General features: G+C 66.4%; 12 protein-coding genes. 6 read left to right on the forward strand and 6 right to left on the reverse strand.

Features of this window, described 5'->3' with window-relative positions; genetic code table 11:
• Positions 1-64: 64 nt before the first annotated feature.
• The 3 genes from CLM74_RS04225 to typA are packed head-to-tail and all read right to left on the reverse strand — an operon-like array spanning position 65 to position 4055.
• On the reverse strand, positions 65-1687 hold the full coding sequence (locus CLM74_RS04225; protein WP_105163497.1) for an amidase: 1623 nt from the start codon (positions 1685-1687) through the stop codon (positions 65-67).
• A 41-nt stretch (positions 1688-1728) separates the two neighbouring features.
• On the reverse strand, positions 1729-2196 hold the full coding sequence (locus tag CLM74_RS04230) for a DUF2127 domain-containing protein (protein ID WP_025879438.1): 468 nt from the start codon (positions 2194-2196) through the stop codon (positions 1729-1731).
• An 11-nt stretch (positions 2197-2207) separates the two neighbouring features.
• Positions 2208-4055, reverse strand: coding sequence for a translational GTPase TypA (typA, locus tag CLM74_RS04235; RefSeq protein ID WP_025879437.1), 1848 nt, complete (start codon positions 4053-4055; stop codon positions 2208-2210).
• Between the two features lie 239 nt (positions 4056-4294).
• On the opposite strand from typA, the gene CLM74_RS04240 reads away from it, so the two are divergent.
• The 6 genes from CLM74_RS04240 to CLM74_RS04275 all read left to right on the forward strand — a co-directional run bounded on the left by CLM74_RS04240 (position 4295) and on the right by CLM74_RS04275 (position 11061).
• Entirely contained in the window at positions 4295-4786 is a 492-nt protein-coding gene (locus CLM74_RS04240; protein WP_025879436.1) for a peptidylprolyl isomerase, read from the forward strand.
• A gap of 126 nt (positions 4787-4912) precedes the next feature.
• Entirely contained in the window at positions 4913-5899 is a 987-nt protein-coding gene (locus CLM74_RS04245; RefSeq protein WP_025879435.1) for a malate dehydrogenase, read from the forward strand.
• Positions 5900-6022: 123 nt separating this feature from the next.
• A complete protein-coding gene (locus CLM74_RS04250) occupies positions 6023-6637 on the forward strand; it encodes an RluA family pseudouridine synthase (RefSeq protein ID WP_105163498.1) in 615 nt (204 codons plus the stop codon).
• A 722-nt stretch (positions 6638-7359) separates the two neighbouring features.
• Positions 7360-9240 (forward strand): propionate--CoA ligase, encoded by a 1881-nt coding sequence (gene prpE / locus CLM74_RS04265; RefSeq protein ID WP_105163501.1) that lies wholly within the window; start codon positions 7360-7362, stop codon positions 9238-9240.
• 227 nt (positions 9241-9467) lie between these two features.
• Positions 9468-9971: a hypothetical protein gene (locus CLM74_RS04270; RefSeq protein WP_105163502.1), complete on the forward strand. Its 504-nt coding sequence runs from the start codon at positions 9468-9470 to the stop codon at positions 9969-9971.
• Between the two features lie 46 nt (positions 9972-10017).
• On the forward strand, positions 10018-11061 hold the full coding sequence (locus CLM74_RS04275; protein WP_105163503.1) for a suppressor of fused domain protein: 1044 nt from the start codon (positions 10018-10020) through the stop codon (positions 11059-11061).
• Positions 11062-11126: 65 nt separating this feature from the next.
• Here CLM74_RS04275 and CLM74_RS04280 read toward each other — a convergent pair whose 3' ends face one another.
• From CLM74_RS04280 to CLM74_RS04290, 3 genes are all read right to left on the reverse strand, one after another.
• Positions 11127-11738, reverse strand: coding sequence for a glutathione S-transferase N-terminal domain-containing protein (locus CLM74_RS04280; RefSeq protein ID WP_025878086.1), 612 nt, complete (start codon positions 11736-11738; stop codon positions 11127-11129).
• 86 nt (positions 11739-11824) lie between these two features.
• Entirely contained in the window at positions 11825-12283 is a 459-nt protein-coding gene (locus CLM74_RS04285) for a cell wall hydrolase (protein WP_025878087.1), read from the reverse strand.
• A 299-nt stretch (positions 12284-12582) separates the two neighbouring features.
• On the reverse strand, positions 12583-14613 hold the full coding sequence (locus tag CLM74_RS04290) for an NADPH-dependent 2,4-dienoyl-CoA reductase (protein ID WP_105163504.1): 2031 nt from the start codon (positions 14611-14613) through the stop codon (positions 12583-12585).
• Between the last annotated feature and the right edge of the window lie 10 nt (positions 14614-14623).

Raw genomic sequence — 14623 nt, forward strand, 5'->3', positions numbered from 1 at the left:
GCCCGGCGGATTGCAGAGTGCCGCTGCGCTCGCCGGGCACGGCCCGGCGCTACCATCCATTGGGTCAGGGGTCGCCGGATTCGATCAAGGTATCGGTATCGAAGTGCGGTGGGCGCCGGGCGCGCGTGCGCTGCTCATACGCGTAGGCCATCTCGATCAACTTCGGCTCGCTCCAGGCCGTGCCCATGAACAACAGCCCCGCAGGCAGGCCATCGATCTGGCCCATCGGCACGCTCAGGCTGGGGTAGCCGGCGACGGCGGCGACGCTGTAGCTCTCGCCGGGGAAGTCATCGCCGGTGCTGCGCAGGGGCCAGGCCACACCGGTCGTCGGTGCGACCAGCGCATCCAGCTTCTGCGATGCCAGAATGGCGTCGATGCCTTCCGGGCCCGCCAGTCGCCGCGCATCGCTGCGCGCGCGGATGTAGACGGGATCGCCCAGGCCAGGAGTCGCCTGGGCTTCCAGCAGCAGCTCCTGGCCGAACAGGCCCAGTTCCTGGCCTTTGTGCGCCTCGTTGAAGGCGATCAGCCCGGCCAGGCTGCGCAGTGGCGCCTGGTAGGTGTTGAGGTAGCGCTCCAGACCCGCCTTGAATTCGTACAGCAGCACGATGCGCTCGGCATCGGCCCAGGCGCCCTGGTTGGGTAGTTCCACGGGTACCACCACGGCGCCGGCGCGGCGCAGTTCAGCGACAGCCTGTTCAACCAGCGGTGGCATCCCGCGATATTTCAGCAATGGTGTCTGCAGCAGGCCGATGCGCTTGCCGCGCAGGCCCTGCGGATCCAGCCGTGCGGTGTAGTCGTAGACTGCGCGGCCGGGCATGGTCGCAGTGGCGGGATCGGCGTCATCGCGGCCAGCGATGGCGGTCAGCACGGCGGCGGCGTCGGCGACGCTGCGGGTCATCGGGCCCGCGGTGTCCTGGCTGAAGGAGATCGGGATGATGCCTTCGCGGCTGACCAGGCCGACGGTCGGTTTCAGGCCGACCACGCCGTTGATCGCTGCGGGGCAGACGATGCTGCCATCGGTTTCAGTGCCGATGGCCACGCTGGCCAGGTTGGCGGCCACGGCCACAGCGCTGCCGCTGCTGGAGCCGCAGGGCGAATGACTGAGGCGGTAGGGATTGCGGGTCTGTCCGCCGCGCGCGCTCCAGCCGGAGATGGAGTCGTTGCCGCGGAAGTTGGCCCACTCGCTGAGGTTGGTCTTGCCCAGCACCACTGCGCCCGCTTCGCGCAGGCGGCGGACCAGGTAGGCATCGCCGGGGCGGAAGCCCTGCAGGGCCAGCGAGCCGGCACTGGTGGCCATCGGTGCGGCGTTGATGTTGTCCTTCAGCAGGATCGGGATGCCATGCAGGGGGCCGCGCAGGCGGCCGGCACGGCGCTCCTGGTCGCGCTGTGCGGCTTCCTTGAGGGCATCGGGGTTGAGTTCGATCACCGCGCGCAGGCGTGGCCCGGTGCGGTCCAGGGCAGCGATGCGCTTTAGGTAGGCGCCGGTCAGGGTGACGCTGTCGAGCTCACCGGCGACCATCCGCGCCTGCAGGTCGGAAACTTCGGTCTCGGCGTAGGCGAAGGGCACGTTGCTGCTACCCGGTTCGGCGGCGTGGGCGCTGGACGTAGCCGGGCTGCAGCCAGCGGCAAACACCGCAGGCAGTGCGGCGATCAGACAGGACAGGAGGGGCGGCAAGGACAGGCGCATGGGGCAGCTTCGACGGCTCCGATCCCCAGTGTAGCGGCTGCTCAGCGACGGCGCTTGCGCAGGTCGCGCGCCAGCACGTAGACGACGATCAGGTTGATCGCCAGCACCGTCCACGAGGCCCAGCCGGGATGGCGGACGATCGCGTAGATATCGAAGGGCAGATAGATGGAGGCGGTCAGGCAGCCCAGCCAGGAAGCCCATGCCTTGGCTTTCCAGAGGCCCCAGGCCTCGACCAGGTGCAGCAGGCCGTAGCCGATCATCGCCGCCGCAGCCAGGTGCACCGCGTCGGGACTGATTGCATTCAACAGCGAGGGCAGGGTGCCGTGATCCGGGTCCAGGCTGAAACGCCGGATCAGGGCATTGACGCCGTCGCGAAGCGGCTGCGGGCCGAGGATTTCCAGCCCGGTGGCCGCCAACAACGCCAGCATCGCCTTGCTCGCTTCGAGCAAGGCGATGACATGGAGGCCCGGATGCCGGTGTGGATCCGGGTTGTAGCCGTTCTGGCTCACGGTTCGCTGGATCAGCCGCCGCGCGAGTTCTTCTTGCGGTCGCTTTCGGTCAGGAACTTCTTGCGCAGACGGATCTCCTTCGGGGTGATCTCGACCAGCTCGTCGTCTTCGATGAAGTCCAGGGCCTGTTCCAGCGAGTACTTGATCGCCGGGGTCAGCTGGATCGCATCGTCCTTGCCCGAAGCACGCATGTTGGTCAGCGGCTTGGTCTTGATCGCGTTGACGGTCAGGTCGTTGTCCTTGGAGTGGATGCCGACCAGCTGACCTTCATACACGTTGTCGCCTTCAGCAGCGAACAGCTTGCCGCGTTCCTGCAGCGGGCCCAGCGAGTACGCGGGGGTGGTGCCCGGCGCATTGGCGATCATCACACCGTTGATGCGCTTGGCGATGGCGCCCTGTTCCTTCGGACCGTAATGGTCGAACACGTGGAACAGCAGGCCCGAGCCCTGGGTGAGGGTCTTGAACTCGTTCTGGAAGCCGATCAGGCCACGGGCCGGGATCTGGTATTCCAGGCGGACACGGCCCTTGCCGTCCGATTCCATGTTCTTCAGCTGGCCCTTGCGGGTGCCCAGCTTTTCCATCACGCCGCCCTGGTGGACTTCTTCGATGTCCACCACCAGCTGCTCGATCGGCTCCATGGCCTGGCCGTCGATCTGCTTGATGATCACTTCCGGGCGCGACACGGCCAGCTCGTAGCCTTCACGACGCATGTTCTCGATCAGCACCGACAGGTGCAGTTCGCCACGGCCGGAGACCAGGAACTTGTCGGCGTCTTCCAGCTGTTCGACCTTCAGGGCCACGTTGTGGACCTGCTCGCGGTCCAGGCGGTCCTTGATCTGGCGGCTGGTCAGGAACTTGCCACCGGACAGGTCCTTGTTGCCGGCGAACGGCGAGTTGTTGACCTGGAAGGTCATCGAGATGGTCGGCTCGTCGACGGTCAGTGCCGGCAGGGCTTCCGGGGTTTCCGGGTGGCACAGGGTGTCGGAGATGGTCAGCTCCGGAATACCGGAGATGGCGACGATGTCACCGGCTTCGGCGGTGTCCTGCTCGATGCGCTCCAGGCCCAGGAAGCCCAGCACCTGGGCGACCTTGCCGTTGCGCTTCTTGCCTTCACGGTCGATCACCGCGACCTGCATGTTCTTCTTCAGGGTGCCGCGCTGGATGCGGCCGATGCCGATCACGCCCACGAAGTTGTTGTAGTCCAGCTGGCTGATGCGCATCTGGAAGGGACCTTCCGGGTCCACTTCCGGCTTCGGCGCGTGCTGCATGATCGCTTCGTACAGCGGGGTCATGTCGCCGTCGCGCACGGTGTCTTCCAGGCCGGCGTAGCCGTTCAGGGCCGAGGCGTAGACGATCGGGAAGTCCAGCTGCTCATTGGTGGCGCCGAGCTTGTCGAACAGGTCGAAGACCTGGTCGATCACCCACTCCGGACGCGAGCCCGGACGGTCGACCTTGTTGACCACGACGATCGGCTTGAAGCCCATCGCGAAGGCCTTCTGGGTGACGAAGCGGGTCTGCGGCATCGGGCCGTCCATCGCGTCGACCAGGATCAGCACGGTGTCGACCATCGACAGCACGCGCTCGACCTCGCCGCCGAAGTCGGCGTGTCCGGGGGTGTCGACGATGTTGATCCGGTTCTTGATACCGGTCTTCTTGTCTTCCCAGGTGATGGCGGTGTTCTTGGCCAGGATGGTGATGCCGCGTTCCTTTTCCTGGTCGTTGCTGTCCATCACGCGCTCGGCGAGGACGGTACGCTCGGACAGGGTGCCGGACTGCTTCAGCAGCTGGTCGACCAGGGTGGTCTTGCCATGGTCGACGTGAGCGACGATGGCGATGTTGCGAAGGTTTTCGATGGACATACGAAAGGGGGCCAGTCGGCGCCGGATTTGGAAAAAGAAGTCCAACATTATACGTCGAACTTGACGATTGGCGAAAACCTGGATTTCAGGACTGCTGAGGCCCCCATTCAGCCTGCCCCCCGGCGCTGCCCGTCCGGAGGCTGAAGACCCTGCCTGCGCACATGGTCGAAGCCGCCCATGCCACGGGGGAGGTGTATCCTTATGGGGCTGATTACACACCCCGCATCCCAAGGATCTGCATGTCCCTCATCGCCACTTTCGACACCACCCAGGGCCCGATCAAGGTCGAGCTGTTCGCCGACAAGGCGCCGCTGACGGTCGCCAACTTCGTGAACCTGGTCAAGCGCGGCTTCTATGACGGCCTGATCTTCCACCGCGTGATCCCCGATTTCATGATCCAGGGCGGCTGCCCGCAGGGTCGTGGCACCGGCGGCCCGGGCTACAAGTTCGAAGACGAGAAGAATGGTGTGAAGCACCAGATCGGCTCGCTGTCGATGGCCAACGCCGGCCCGAACACCAATGGCAGCCAGTTCTTCATCACCCACATCAAGACCGATTGGCTGGACGGCAAGCACACTGTGTTCGGCCAGGTCCTGGAAGGCCAGGCGATCGTTGATTCGGTCAAGCAGGGCGACGTGATCCATTCGATCACCCTGGAAGGCGACACCGACGCCGTGCTCGCCGCCCAGGCAGAGCGCGTGGGTGAGTGGAACAAGATCCTCGCCGCCTGATCCAATACCCGGACGGCCCCCTGCACAGGGGGCCGTTTCCATGTTGCGGCCGCCCCGCCAGGCCTGTCCCCGCCCGCGCGGCCATCTCCCACAACGCTACTTAGCTTCTTAGCAGAGGAAATCCCCATGAAAGCACCTGTTCGTGTTGCCGTGACCGGCGCCGCCGGCCAGATCGGCTACGCCCTGCTGTTCCGTATCGCCTCCGGTGAAATGCTGGGCAAGGACCAGCCGGTCATCCTGCAGCTGCTGGAGCTGCCGGTCGACAAGGCCCAGGCCGCCCTGAAGGGCGTGATGATGGAACTGGAAGACTGCGCGTTCCCGCTGCTGGCCGGCATGGTCGGTACCGACGACGCTGAAGTCGCCTTCAAGGACGCCGACATCGCCCTGCTGGTCGGCGCACGTCCGCGCGGCCCGGGCATGGAGCGCAAGGATCTGCTGCTGGAAAACGCGAAGATCTTCACCGCCCAGGGCGCCGCACTGAACAAGGTCGCCAAGCGTGACGTGAAGGTGCTGGTGGTCGGCAACCCGGCCAACACCAACGCCTACATCGCCATGAAGTCGGCGCCGGACCTGAACCCGCGCAACTTCACCGCCATGCTGCGCCTGGACCACAACCGTGCGCTGAGCCAGCTGTCGACCAAGCTCGGCAAGCCGGTCGCCGGCATGGAGAAGCTGGTGGTGTGGGGCAATCACAGCCCGACCATGTACCCGGACTACCGTTTCGCCACCGCCGATGGTGCGTCGATCGCCGATGCGATCAACGACCAGGAGTGGAATGCCAACACCTTCATCCCGACCGTCGGCAAGCGCGGCGCGGCGATCATCGAAGCCCGCGGCTCGTCCTCGGCAGCTTCGGCGGCCAACGCAGCGATCGACCATGTGCGTGACTGGGTGCTGGGCAGCAACGGCAAGTGGGTCACCATGGGCGTGCCGTCCGACGGTTCCTACGGCATTCCGGAAGGCGTGATCTTCGGCTTCGCGGTCACCACCGAGAACGGCGAGTACACCCTGGTCAAGGATCTGCCGGTCGACGACTTCAGCCAGAAGTACATCGACAAGACCCTGGCCGAGCTGGAAGAAGAGCGCGCCGGCGTCGCCCACCTGCTGGGTTGATGCGGTCGGTGCCGGCACCCTGCCGGCACCTTTCCATCAGGGTAGGTACCGGCTGTTGGCCGGTACGCAGGAAACGGGGAGGCTTCGGCTTCCCCGTTTTCGTATGGAGTACCTGGCAACGACATGATCCTTCTGCATTACATCGACGACGCGCTGCTGGTGGCCGAGAAGCCGGCCGGCCTGCTGTCCGTGCCCGGCCGCTCGGCGGAGAACCAGGACTGCGTGGTCGCACGGCTGCAGGCGGTGTATGCCGATGCGCTGACCGTGCATCGCCTGGACCAGGTCACCTCTGGCCTGCTGCTGCACGCGCGCGGCAAGGACATGCAGGTAGCGCTGTCGATGCAGTTCGAGAAGCGCCAGGTGGGCAAGCGTTATGAAGCCATCGTGCAGGGACTGCTGGAAGGTGATGCCGGTGAAGTGGACCTGCCGCTGATCGTCGACTGGCCGAACCGGCCCAAGCAGATGGTCGACCACGAACGCGGCAAGCCGGCACTGACCCGATGGCGGGTACTGTCGCGTGACACCGAGGCGCAACGCACGCGCGTTGAACTGGAACCGGTCACCGGCCGCAGCCATCAGCTGCGCCTGCACATGGCCAGCCTGGGTCATCCGATCGTCGGCGACGTGCTGTATGGCGCAGAGGCCGCGCAGCGCGTGTGCCTGCATGCGCGGAAGCTGCAGTTCACTCACCCGGTGACGGGCGAGGCGCTCGCGTTCGAGTCTACGACCCCGTTCTAGAAGGGTAGGGTGTTCGGCAGGGCTGCGCCCTGCACCCTGCACCCGCGGTAGTGCCGGCCGCTGGCCGGCAACCTCAGCAGCAACAGCAGAAGCTGGCATTCCGTGGGATGGCGGGGCGGTGTCGGATTGCGGGGACGCCGCAAGTACGTCCCTGTAGGCTTGGCAGCCGCTTGCTCGTGTGCGCTGTCCTGCGCACACGGCAAGGCCGGGGTTGGGCGTCCTGCCCAACCCGCCCGAGGCATGCCTCGGGCCCATGCGGCTGACACCCCGCACTCCGACACCGCCCCACCTCTGACAGATTTCCGGCGTCTGATGGATCCACCTCATGCGTGGATGAATCTCCATCGGAATCGAATATTTCGACAATTGAACGAAGAGCATCCACGCATGGCGTGGATCTACGTGTCGACCAAGGTCGACAGCTACCAACAGCAGCCCAACAGCGGCGAGAGTTTGTCGAAGGCGGGGTGGGGCCGGTTGCGGGGGCGTGAGCGCCATGGATGGCGCGACCGAGCCTACATGGACGTATTCACGGCGTCCCCCGCAATCGGACCCACCCCGCCATCCCAAGGAATGCACGCTGTTGCTGTTGCCGTTGCCGTTGCTTCTGCGGGTGCAGGGCGCAGCCCTGCCGGCAACACACCCCCTACCAAGGTAGGGCGGCCCACGCGCCAGCGCCGGACTATGCTCGAAGCCATGACTTTGTCTGGGAGGGCTGCGTCATGAACTACGAGGAAACCTACCGCCGTTCGATCGACGAGCCGGAGGCATTCTGGGGCGAGGAAGCCAAGCGCATCCATTGGCACACGCCGCCGCAACAGGTGCTCGACTACAGCAACCCGCCGTTCCGGCGCTGGTTCGTGGGTGGTGAAACCAACCTCTGCTACAACGCCGTCGACCGGCATCTGGCCGACCGCCCGGACCAGCTCGCACTGGTCGCCATCTCCACCGAAACCAACAGCACCCGCGAAATCACCTATCGCCAGCTGTATCGCGAAGTGAACGACTTCGCCGCCGTGCTGAAGCACCTTGGCGTCGGCCACGGCGACCGCGTGGTGATCTACATGCCGAACATGGCCGAGGCCGTGTTCGCCATGCTTGCCTGTGCACGTATCGGTGCGGTGCACTCGGTGGTGTTCGGGGGCTTCGCTGCGCACAACCTCGCGCTGCGCATCGATGATGCCAAGCCGAAGCTGCTCATCGCTGCCGATGCCGGCATGCGTGGCGGCAAGCTCATTCCGTACAAGGCGATGGTCGATGCCGCCTGCGCCGAAGCCAGCAGTCCGCCGCCGCACGTGCTGATCGTTTCGCGCGGGCTGGACCCGGCCGAGCCACGCATCGAAGGGCGCGACGTCGAGTACGCCACCCTGCGTGCGCAGATCGGGCAGACCGATGTGCCGGTGCAATGGCTGGAATCGAGCGAGCCCAGCTACCTGCTGTACACCTCCGGCACCACCGGCAAGCCGAAGGGCGTGCAGCGCGATGTCGGTGGCTATGCGGTGGCGATGGCGCAGTCGATGCAGATCGTGTTCGACTGCAAGCCGGGACAGGTGATGTTCTCCACCTCCGATGTCGGCTGGGCCGTGGGCCATTCCTACAACGTGTATGGCCCGTTGATCGGCGGCTGCACCTCGCTGCTGTACGAAGGGCTGCCGACCAACCCCGATCCGGGCATCTGGTGGGCGCTGTGCGAGCAGTACAACGTGCGCACGATGTTCTCTTCGCCGACGGCGATCCGCGTGCTGAAGAAGCACGATGCCGATTTCATCCACCGCCACGACCTGGATGCGTTGAAGTATCTGTTCCTGGCCGGCGAGCCGCTGGACGAGCCGACCGCGCACTGGATCAGCGACGCGCTGGGCAAGCCGATCATCGACAACTACTGGCAGACCGAAACCGGTTGGCCGGCATTGACCCTGTTGCCTGGGCTGGACATGAAGCCGGTGCGGTTCGGCTCGCCCGGGTTCCCCAATCTCGGCTACCGGATGAAGGTGATCGACGAGAACACCGGTGAAGAGGTGGCTGCCGGGCAGAAGGGCGTGCTGGTGATGACGCCGCCGTTGCCGCCGGGCTGCATGAGCACGGTCTGGAATGACAACAGCCGCTTCCTGCAGAGCTACTTCAGCCACTTCAAGGAACTGCTGTACAGCTCGCTGGACTGGGCCATCCGCGATGACGATGGCTATACCTTCATCCTCGGCCGCACCGACGATGTGATCAACGTGGCCGGGCACCGTCTGGGCACGCGTGAGATCGAAGAGGCCATCTCCAGTCACCCGCGCGTGGCCGAGGCAGCGGTGATCGGGGTGAAGGACGAATTGAAGGGGCAGGTGCCGCTGGTGTTCGTCACCCTCAAGCAGGGGCTCGATGGCGAAGACCCGGCCGCAGTGGTGGCCGAGATGATGGCCACGGTGACCACCTCGCTGGGGGCGGTGGCGCGACCGGCGCACATCCATGTGGTCAACGCGCTGCCCAAGACCCGTTCGGGCAAGCTGCTGCGTCGCTCGCTGCAGGCATTGGCCGAGCAGCGCGACCCCGGCGACCTGTCGACGCTGGACGACCCGGGCGCGCTGGAAGAGATCCGCCGCGCGCTGGGGCGCTGATCGGGGTGGTAGCGCCGGGCCATGCCCGGCGAGCGCAAAGCGCGGAAAAGCCGCCAGGGATGGCCTGGCGCTACCCAGGCCTGCCAGGACATGCGCTAAGCTCCGCCTGTCATCGACCTGCAACACGCGGCACGCGCCGGGGAACGCGCGTGCCACCCGGGGATGGCGAACAGGGGGGCGCGCCCGCAAGGGCGTGCATGCGTATCGCATCGTGGGAAGGGGGAGCTATGGCACTGCTGCATGCCAAGACGGCCGCTGGCCGCCAGGAAATCGAAGATCGTGCCCGGCGCCTGCCGGCGGCGCTGCGTTCGATCCTGTTGATGGTTGACGGCCAGCGTGATGAAAGCGAACTGCGCGGCTTGTTTGAAGGACTGCGCGCGCCGCCGGATGCGCTGCAGCAGCTGGCTGCACTGGGCCTGATCGAAGTGGTCGGCGGCAGGGCCGAACCTGTACCGCAGCGCGGGCTGTGCAGCGGCCGTGAGCAGGATCCGGCGCTGTACCAGCAGTTGTACGACGCGATGAGCGATGCCGTGCGCCGCCATCTGGGCCTGAAAGGCTACTTCATGCAGTTGAAGATCGAGCGCTGTCCCGACGCGGTCGCCCTGGAAAAACTGTGCCCGGAAATGATCGCCGCGATCGGCAAGGCACGCAGCCCGGCGCTGGCCCAGCGCTGGTGGCAGGAGATCCAGATCTCGATGGCACCGGTCACTGCCGAGGTCGTGCCCGGCTGACGCGCGGGGTAAAGTGGTCCGCTCTTTTTCCGCCCAGGAGCCCCGCATGCAGGACGACACCGATACCCCCGGTTGGGATGCGATCAATGCCGCGCTGGCACCGCTGTACGCCGGCCAGGAGCCGCGTCACTTCGGTACCGCGCTGCCGTACACGCTGGGTGGCCAGGATCCGCTCGACGGCATCAGCGTCTACTGGGCCGAATCACCGGTTCCGCATTGGCACTACGTCACCTACGGTCTGTCAGAACTGTATGCAAAAGAGAGCAGTGATGCGGCCACCAGTGGCTATGGTTTCGAGCTGACGCTCCGCCTGGCTGCGGACAAGGGGGAGGATGCAGGCAGCACGCCGCCTGCGTGGCCGATGAACCTGCTGCAGAATCTGGCGCGCTATGTGTTCAGCAGCGGCAATGTGTTCGAGGATGGCCACCACCTCAACGCCAATGGCCCGATCGCGCTGGAGACCGACACCCGTCTCTGCCATCTGGCATTCGTTGCCGATCCGCAGCTGCCACCGCGGCACACCGCCAATGGACATTTGCAGTTCCTCCAGGTGGTGGGGCTGACCGACGAGGAAATGGACGCGATCAAGCGCTGGTCCACGCGCGGTGTCCTGCAGGTGCTTGAGGAAGCGATGCCGCTGTGGATCACCGATCTGCATCGCGGCAATCTGCTGGACGATCCGGCGCTGGCCGCGCGGGTGGAGGCCGGCAGCGAGCGTGAGGGATCCAGTACCGGCATGTTGTTCATCGAGACGCTGGACTGGCGGCAGACGGCGGGTATCACCACGCTGGTGCTGGGGGCCGGGCAGGTCGGCAGTGTGGGTGAGCTGCTGCCACTGCGCCTGCGCCACGGCAAGGCACTGACGCTGGTCAGCCGCGAACGGCAATGGGAGTTCATGCCGGCCACCGATGGCGCGGTCGCGGTCGAGGACGACAACGTGCGCTGGATACTGGATGAGGCGGCGTTGCAGGCCTGGCATGACGTGCGGCCGCAACGCGGGACCTACCCGGTGTCGAATACGTTGCAGGTTGAAGTGGTGCCGACGTTCCTGCGCGATGCGAAGGGCGAAGTGATCCGCGAAATCGGCTGACCGCGCCGATGGCACCAATGGGGTCGGAGCCGCCTGCTGCGCAGACGGATCCGACCCCGGTTCCATCAGGCCAGGCCTTCGGCCTTCAGCACCGCCTGCACGCCCGGATCGGCGTCCATGCGCGCCTTGTAGGCGGCCAGGTTGTCCAGGCCCGACAGGTCGACCTTGGCGCCGGCCGCCCAGCGCAGGGTGATGTAGAAGTAGGGATCGGCGAAGCTGCGGAAGCCGGCCAGCCACGGCTTGTCGGCCAGCTGCCTGTCGGCGGTCTCGAACAGGGCGCGCAGGCGCTTGTGCGCGGCGGCGCGGATCGCGTCGTACTGGCCTTCATCGGCGATGAACTTGCCCGGCGCGAACAGCGGCGAGAACGCCGGGTGCACGTCGGAGTTGACGAAGGCCAGCCAGCGGGTGGCTTCAGCGCGCTGGCGCGGGCTGCCATCGCCGCCGAGACCGGCCTGCGGGTAGCTGTCGGCGATGTAGCCCATGATCGCCGCGTTCTGCACCAGCACGAAGTCGCCATCGACGATCGCCGGTACCGCGCCGGCCGGATTGATCTTGAGGAATTCCGGACCCTTCAGGGTGTCCTTGTTCAGCAGTTCGACCTCGAACGGCTGGCCGGTCCACTGCAGGGCGATGTGGTCGGCGGTGGAACAGGCACCGGGCTTGCTGTACAGCTTCATGGGAACTCCAGGCGGGGTGTGGCGGGAAACCACCACTATCCCAGAGCCCAGCCGCACGCGGCAACGCTGCCACCGGCAACGGATTGTTACGACTGCCGGGGCTTGAGGTTCTGCACTTTGTAGAAGGTGTGATCGCCGATGGTGGCCACCTGGTAGGCGTTGCGCCAGTTCGGGCTGGCGATGGCCAGCGCAGCGAAGTGGCTGGCGCCAGGCACGATCTCGCGGCGCTCGCCGGCTGGCAGCGCCCAGTTGCGCTCGGCGTCGAAGGCCACGTCCATCGCCTCACTCCACGCCGCATCGTTGCCCAACTGGGTGCCGGGGGAGACGATGGTGGGGGCGAACTGCTTGCGCGCGGTCACCACCTGGCACATCGAGTCGCCCCACAGGCCACTGTCGAGGCGACGCAGGGCGACTTCGGCCACGGCCTGCTGGCCACGCAGGGTCTGGTCGCGGGCTTCCAGGTAAACGGTGGTGCTCAAACACAATGAATCAGCGGCCGGCTGCGGCAGCAACTGCGACAGCCAGAGAATCCAGGCCAGTTTCATATAACTCCTTGCTCCGTGTGGGACGCACCTGGCGGTTCCGGCAGCGCAGGCTGCTGGAGGCGGGGTACGACTTGGCGTCATGGGGAGGCGGCCATCGGGGCTGCCCCGTGGGCGGCCCCAAGAACACGATCGTGGATCGATCGGCGGGGTCCGCACCGGCTCACCGGAAACTGGCTGGTGAGCAGAAAGTCGGCGCAAGGTAGGGGGGGATTGCCGAACGCATCCTGAATCGTCCGGCTTGACATTCAGCTTGGGGGCCGGTGACGGAAATCACATTCCGGCCCCCATTCAGGTGTTCATCAGAGCGCGGCGGCGAGCCGGCTGCCCTGATCGATCGCACGTTTTGCATCGAGTTCGGCGGCCACATCTGCACCACCGATCAGGTGAGAGGCGATGCCTGCTGCCTGCAGTTCGGCCTGCAGCGCGCGCTGCGGTTCCTGGCCGGCACAGATCACCACGTGGTCGACCGGCAGCAGCTGTTCGCTGCCGTCCACGCGAATGCGCAGGCCCGCATCGTCCACGCCCAGGTACTCGACACCACCCAGCATGCGCACGCCCTTGGCCTTCAGCGTGGCGCGGTGGATCCAGCCGGTGGTCTTGCCCAGGCGTGCACCGGGCTTGCCGGCACTGCGCTGCAGCAGCCACAGCCTGCGCGGCGACGCCTCCACGGCCGGGCGGGCCAGTGCACCGCGGGCCTCGAAGGTGGCATCCACGCCCCATTCGGCCATCCAGCGCTGCGAGTCCAGCGATGGCGAGGGGCCGTCATGGGCAAGGAACTCGCCGACATCGAAGCCGATGCCACCGGCGCCGATGATGGCGGCGCTGGCACCCACCTCGACCCGGCCCAGCAGCACGTCCAGGTAGTTGACCACCTTGGCGTGGTCGGCACCGGGGAAGTCGACCTTGCGCGGCAGGATGCCGGTGGCCAGTACGACCTCGTCGAAGCCGGCCAGGCTGGCCGCGTCGGCACGGGTGCCCAGGCGCAGCTGCACGCCGGTCTCGCCCAGCTTGTGGCGGAAGTAGCGCAGGGTCTCGTGGAACTCTTCCTTGCCGGGAATGCGCTTGGCCACGTTGAACTGGCCACCGATCTCCTCGCTGGCGTCGAACAGGGTGACCTGGTGGCCGCGTTCGGCAGCGACCGTAGCGCAGGCCAGGCCGGCCGGGCCGGCGCCGACCACGGCCACCCGCTTCGGTGCGGTGGTCGGGGTGTAGACCAGCTCGGTCTCGTGGGCGGCACGCGGGTTGACCAGGCAACTGGCCAGCTTGTTTTCGAACACGTGGTCCAGGCAGGCCTGGTTGCAGGCGATGCAGGTGTTGATGGCTTCGGCGCGGCCGGCGCGGGCCTTGTTCGGCCACTGCGGGTCGGCCAGCAGCGGGCGTGCCAAGGACACCATGTCGGCACCGCCATCGGCGAGGATGCGTTCGGCGACCTCGGGCATGTTGATGCGGTTGGTCGCCACCAGCGGCAATGACACATGCGGCTTGAGCTTGGCGGTGACCGCGGCGAATGCGCCACGCGGTACCGAGGTGGCAATGGTCGGAATGCGCGCTTCATGCCAGCCGATGCCGGAATTGAGGATCGTCGCACCGGCGGCCTCGATGGCCTGGGCCTGCTGCACGATCTCTTCCCAGTTGCTGCCGTCTTCGACCAGGTCGACCAGCGACAGGCGGTAGATGATGATGAAATCCGGGCCGCAGGCTTCGCGGATGCGGCGCACGATCTCCACCGCGAAGCGCATGCGTTGTGCGGCATCACCGCCCCAGCGATCGTTGCGCTTGTTGGTGCGCGGGGCGATGAACTCGTTGATGAGGTAACCCTCCGAGCCCATCACTTCCACGCCGTCGTAGCCGGCTTCGCGGGCCAGCTTGGCGCTGCGTGCATAGTCGGCGATGTGCCGCTCGACGCCGCTGGCCGACAAGGCGCGCGGGGTGAACGGATTGATCGGCGCCTTCAGCTTCGACGGCGCTACCGACAGCGGGTGATAGGCGTAGCGCCCGGCATGCAGCAGCTGCAGGCAGATCTTCGCGCCGTGCTGGTGCGCGGCGGCGGTCAACTGCCGATGCGGGCGCACTTCCCAAGGCCAGGACAGCTTGCCGCCGAAAGGCTTGAGCCAGCCGACCACGTTCGGCGCGAAACCACCGGTGACGATCAGGCCGACGCCACCCTCGGCGCGCTCTGCGAAGTAGGCGGCCAGGCGCGGGAAGTCGCGTGCGCGGTCCTCCAGGCCGGTATGCATCGAGCCCATCAGCACCCGGTTGCGCAGCTGGGTGAAGCCCAGGTCCAGCGGGGCGAACAGGTGGGGGTAGGCGCTTTCGTTGGCTGGCGACATGTCGATACGC

The organism is Stenotrophomonas sp. MYb57 (genome assembly GCF_002966815.1).
Lineage (GTDB): Bacteria > Pseudomonadota > Gammaproteobacteria > Xanthomonadales > Xanthomonadaceae > Stenotrophomonas > Stenotrophomonas indicatrix.

Excerpts from the sequence above, each read along its gene's own strand:
- CLM74_RS04225 (WP_105163497.1), bottom strand. The coding sequence starts at position 1,687 with ATGCGCCTGTCCTTGCCGCCCCTCCTGTCCTGTCTGATCGCCGCACTG.
- typA (WP_025879437.1), bottom strand. The coding sequence starts at position 4,055 with ATGTCCATCGAAAACCTTCGCAACATCGCCATCGTCGCTCACGTCGAC.
- CLM74_RS04240 (WP_025879436.1), top strand. The coding sequence starts at position 4,295 with ATGTCCCTCATCGCCACTTTCGACACCACCCAGGGCCCGATCAAGGTC.
- CLM74_RS04245 (WP_025879435.1), top strand. The coding sequence starts at position 4,913 with ATGAAAGCACCTGTTCGTGTTGCCGTGACCGGCGCCGCCGGCCAGATC.
- CLM74_RS04250 (WP_105163498.1), top strand. The coding sequence starts at position 6,023 with ATGATCCTTCTGCATTACATCGACGACGCGCTGCTGGTGGCCGAGAAG.
- prpE (WP_105163501.1), top strand. The coding sequence starts at position 7,360 with ATGAACTACGAGGAAACCTACCGCCGTTCGATCGACGAGCCGGAGGCA.
- CLM74_RS04270 (WP_105163502.1), top strand. The coding sequence starts at position 9,468 with ATGGCACTGCTGCATGCCAAGACGGCCGCTGGCCGCCAGGAAATCGAA.
- CLM74_RS04275 (WP_105163503.1), top strand. The coding sequence starts at position 10,018 with ATGCAGGACGACACCGATACCCCCGGTTGGGATGCGATCAATGCCGCG.
- CLM74_RS04280 (WP_025878086.1), bottom strand. The coding sequence starts at position 11,738 with ATGAAGCTGTACAGCAAGCCCGGTGCCTGTTCCACCGCCGACCACATC.
- CLM74_RS04285 (WP_025878087.1), bottom strand. The coding sequence starts at position 12,283 with ATGAAACTGGCCTGGATTCTCTGGCTGTCGCAGTTGCTGCCGCAGCCG.
- CLM74_RS04290 (WP_105163504.1), bottom strand. The coding sequence starts at position 14,613 with ATGTCGCCAGCCAACGAAAGCGCCTACCCCCACCTGTTCGCCCCGCTG.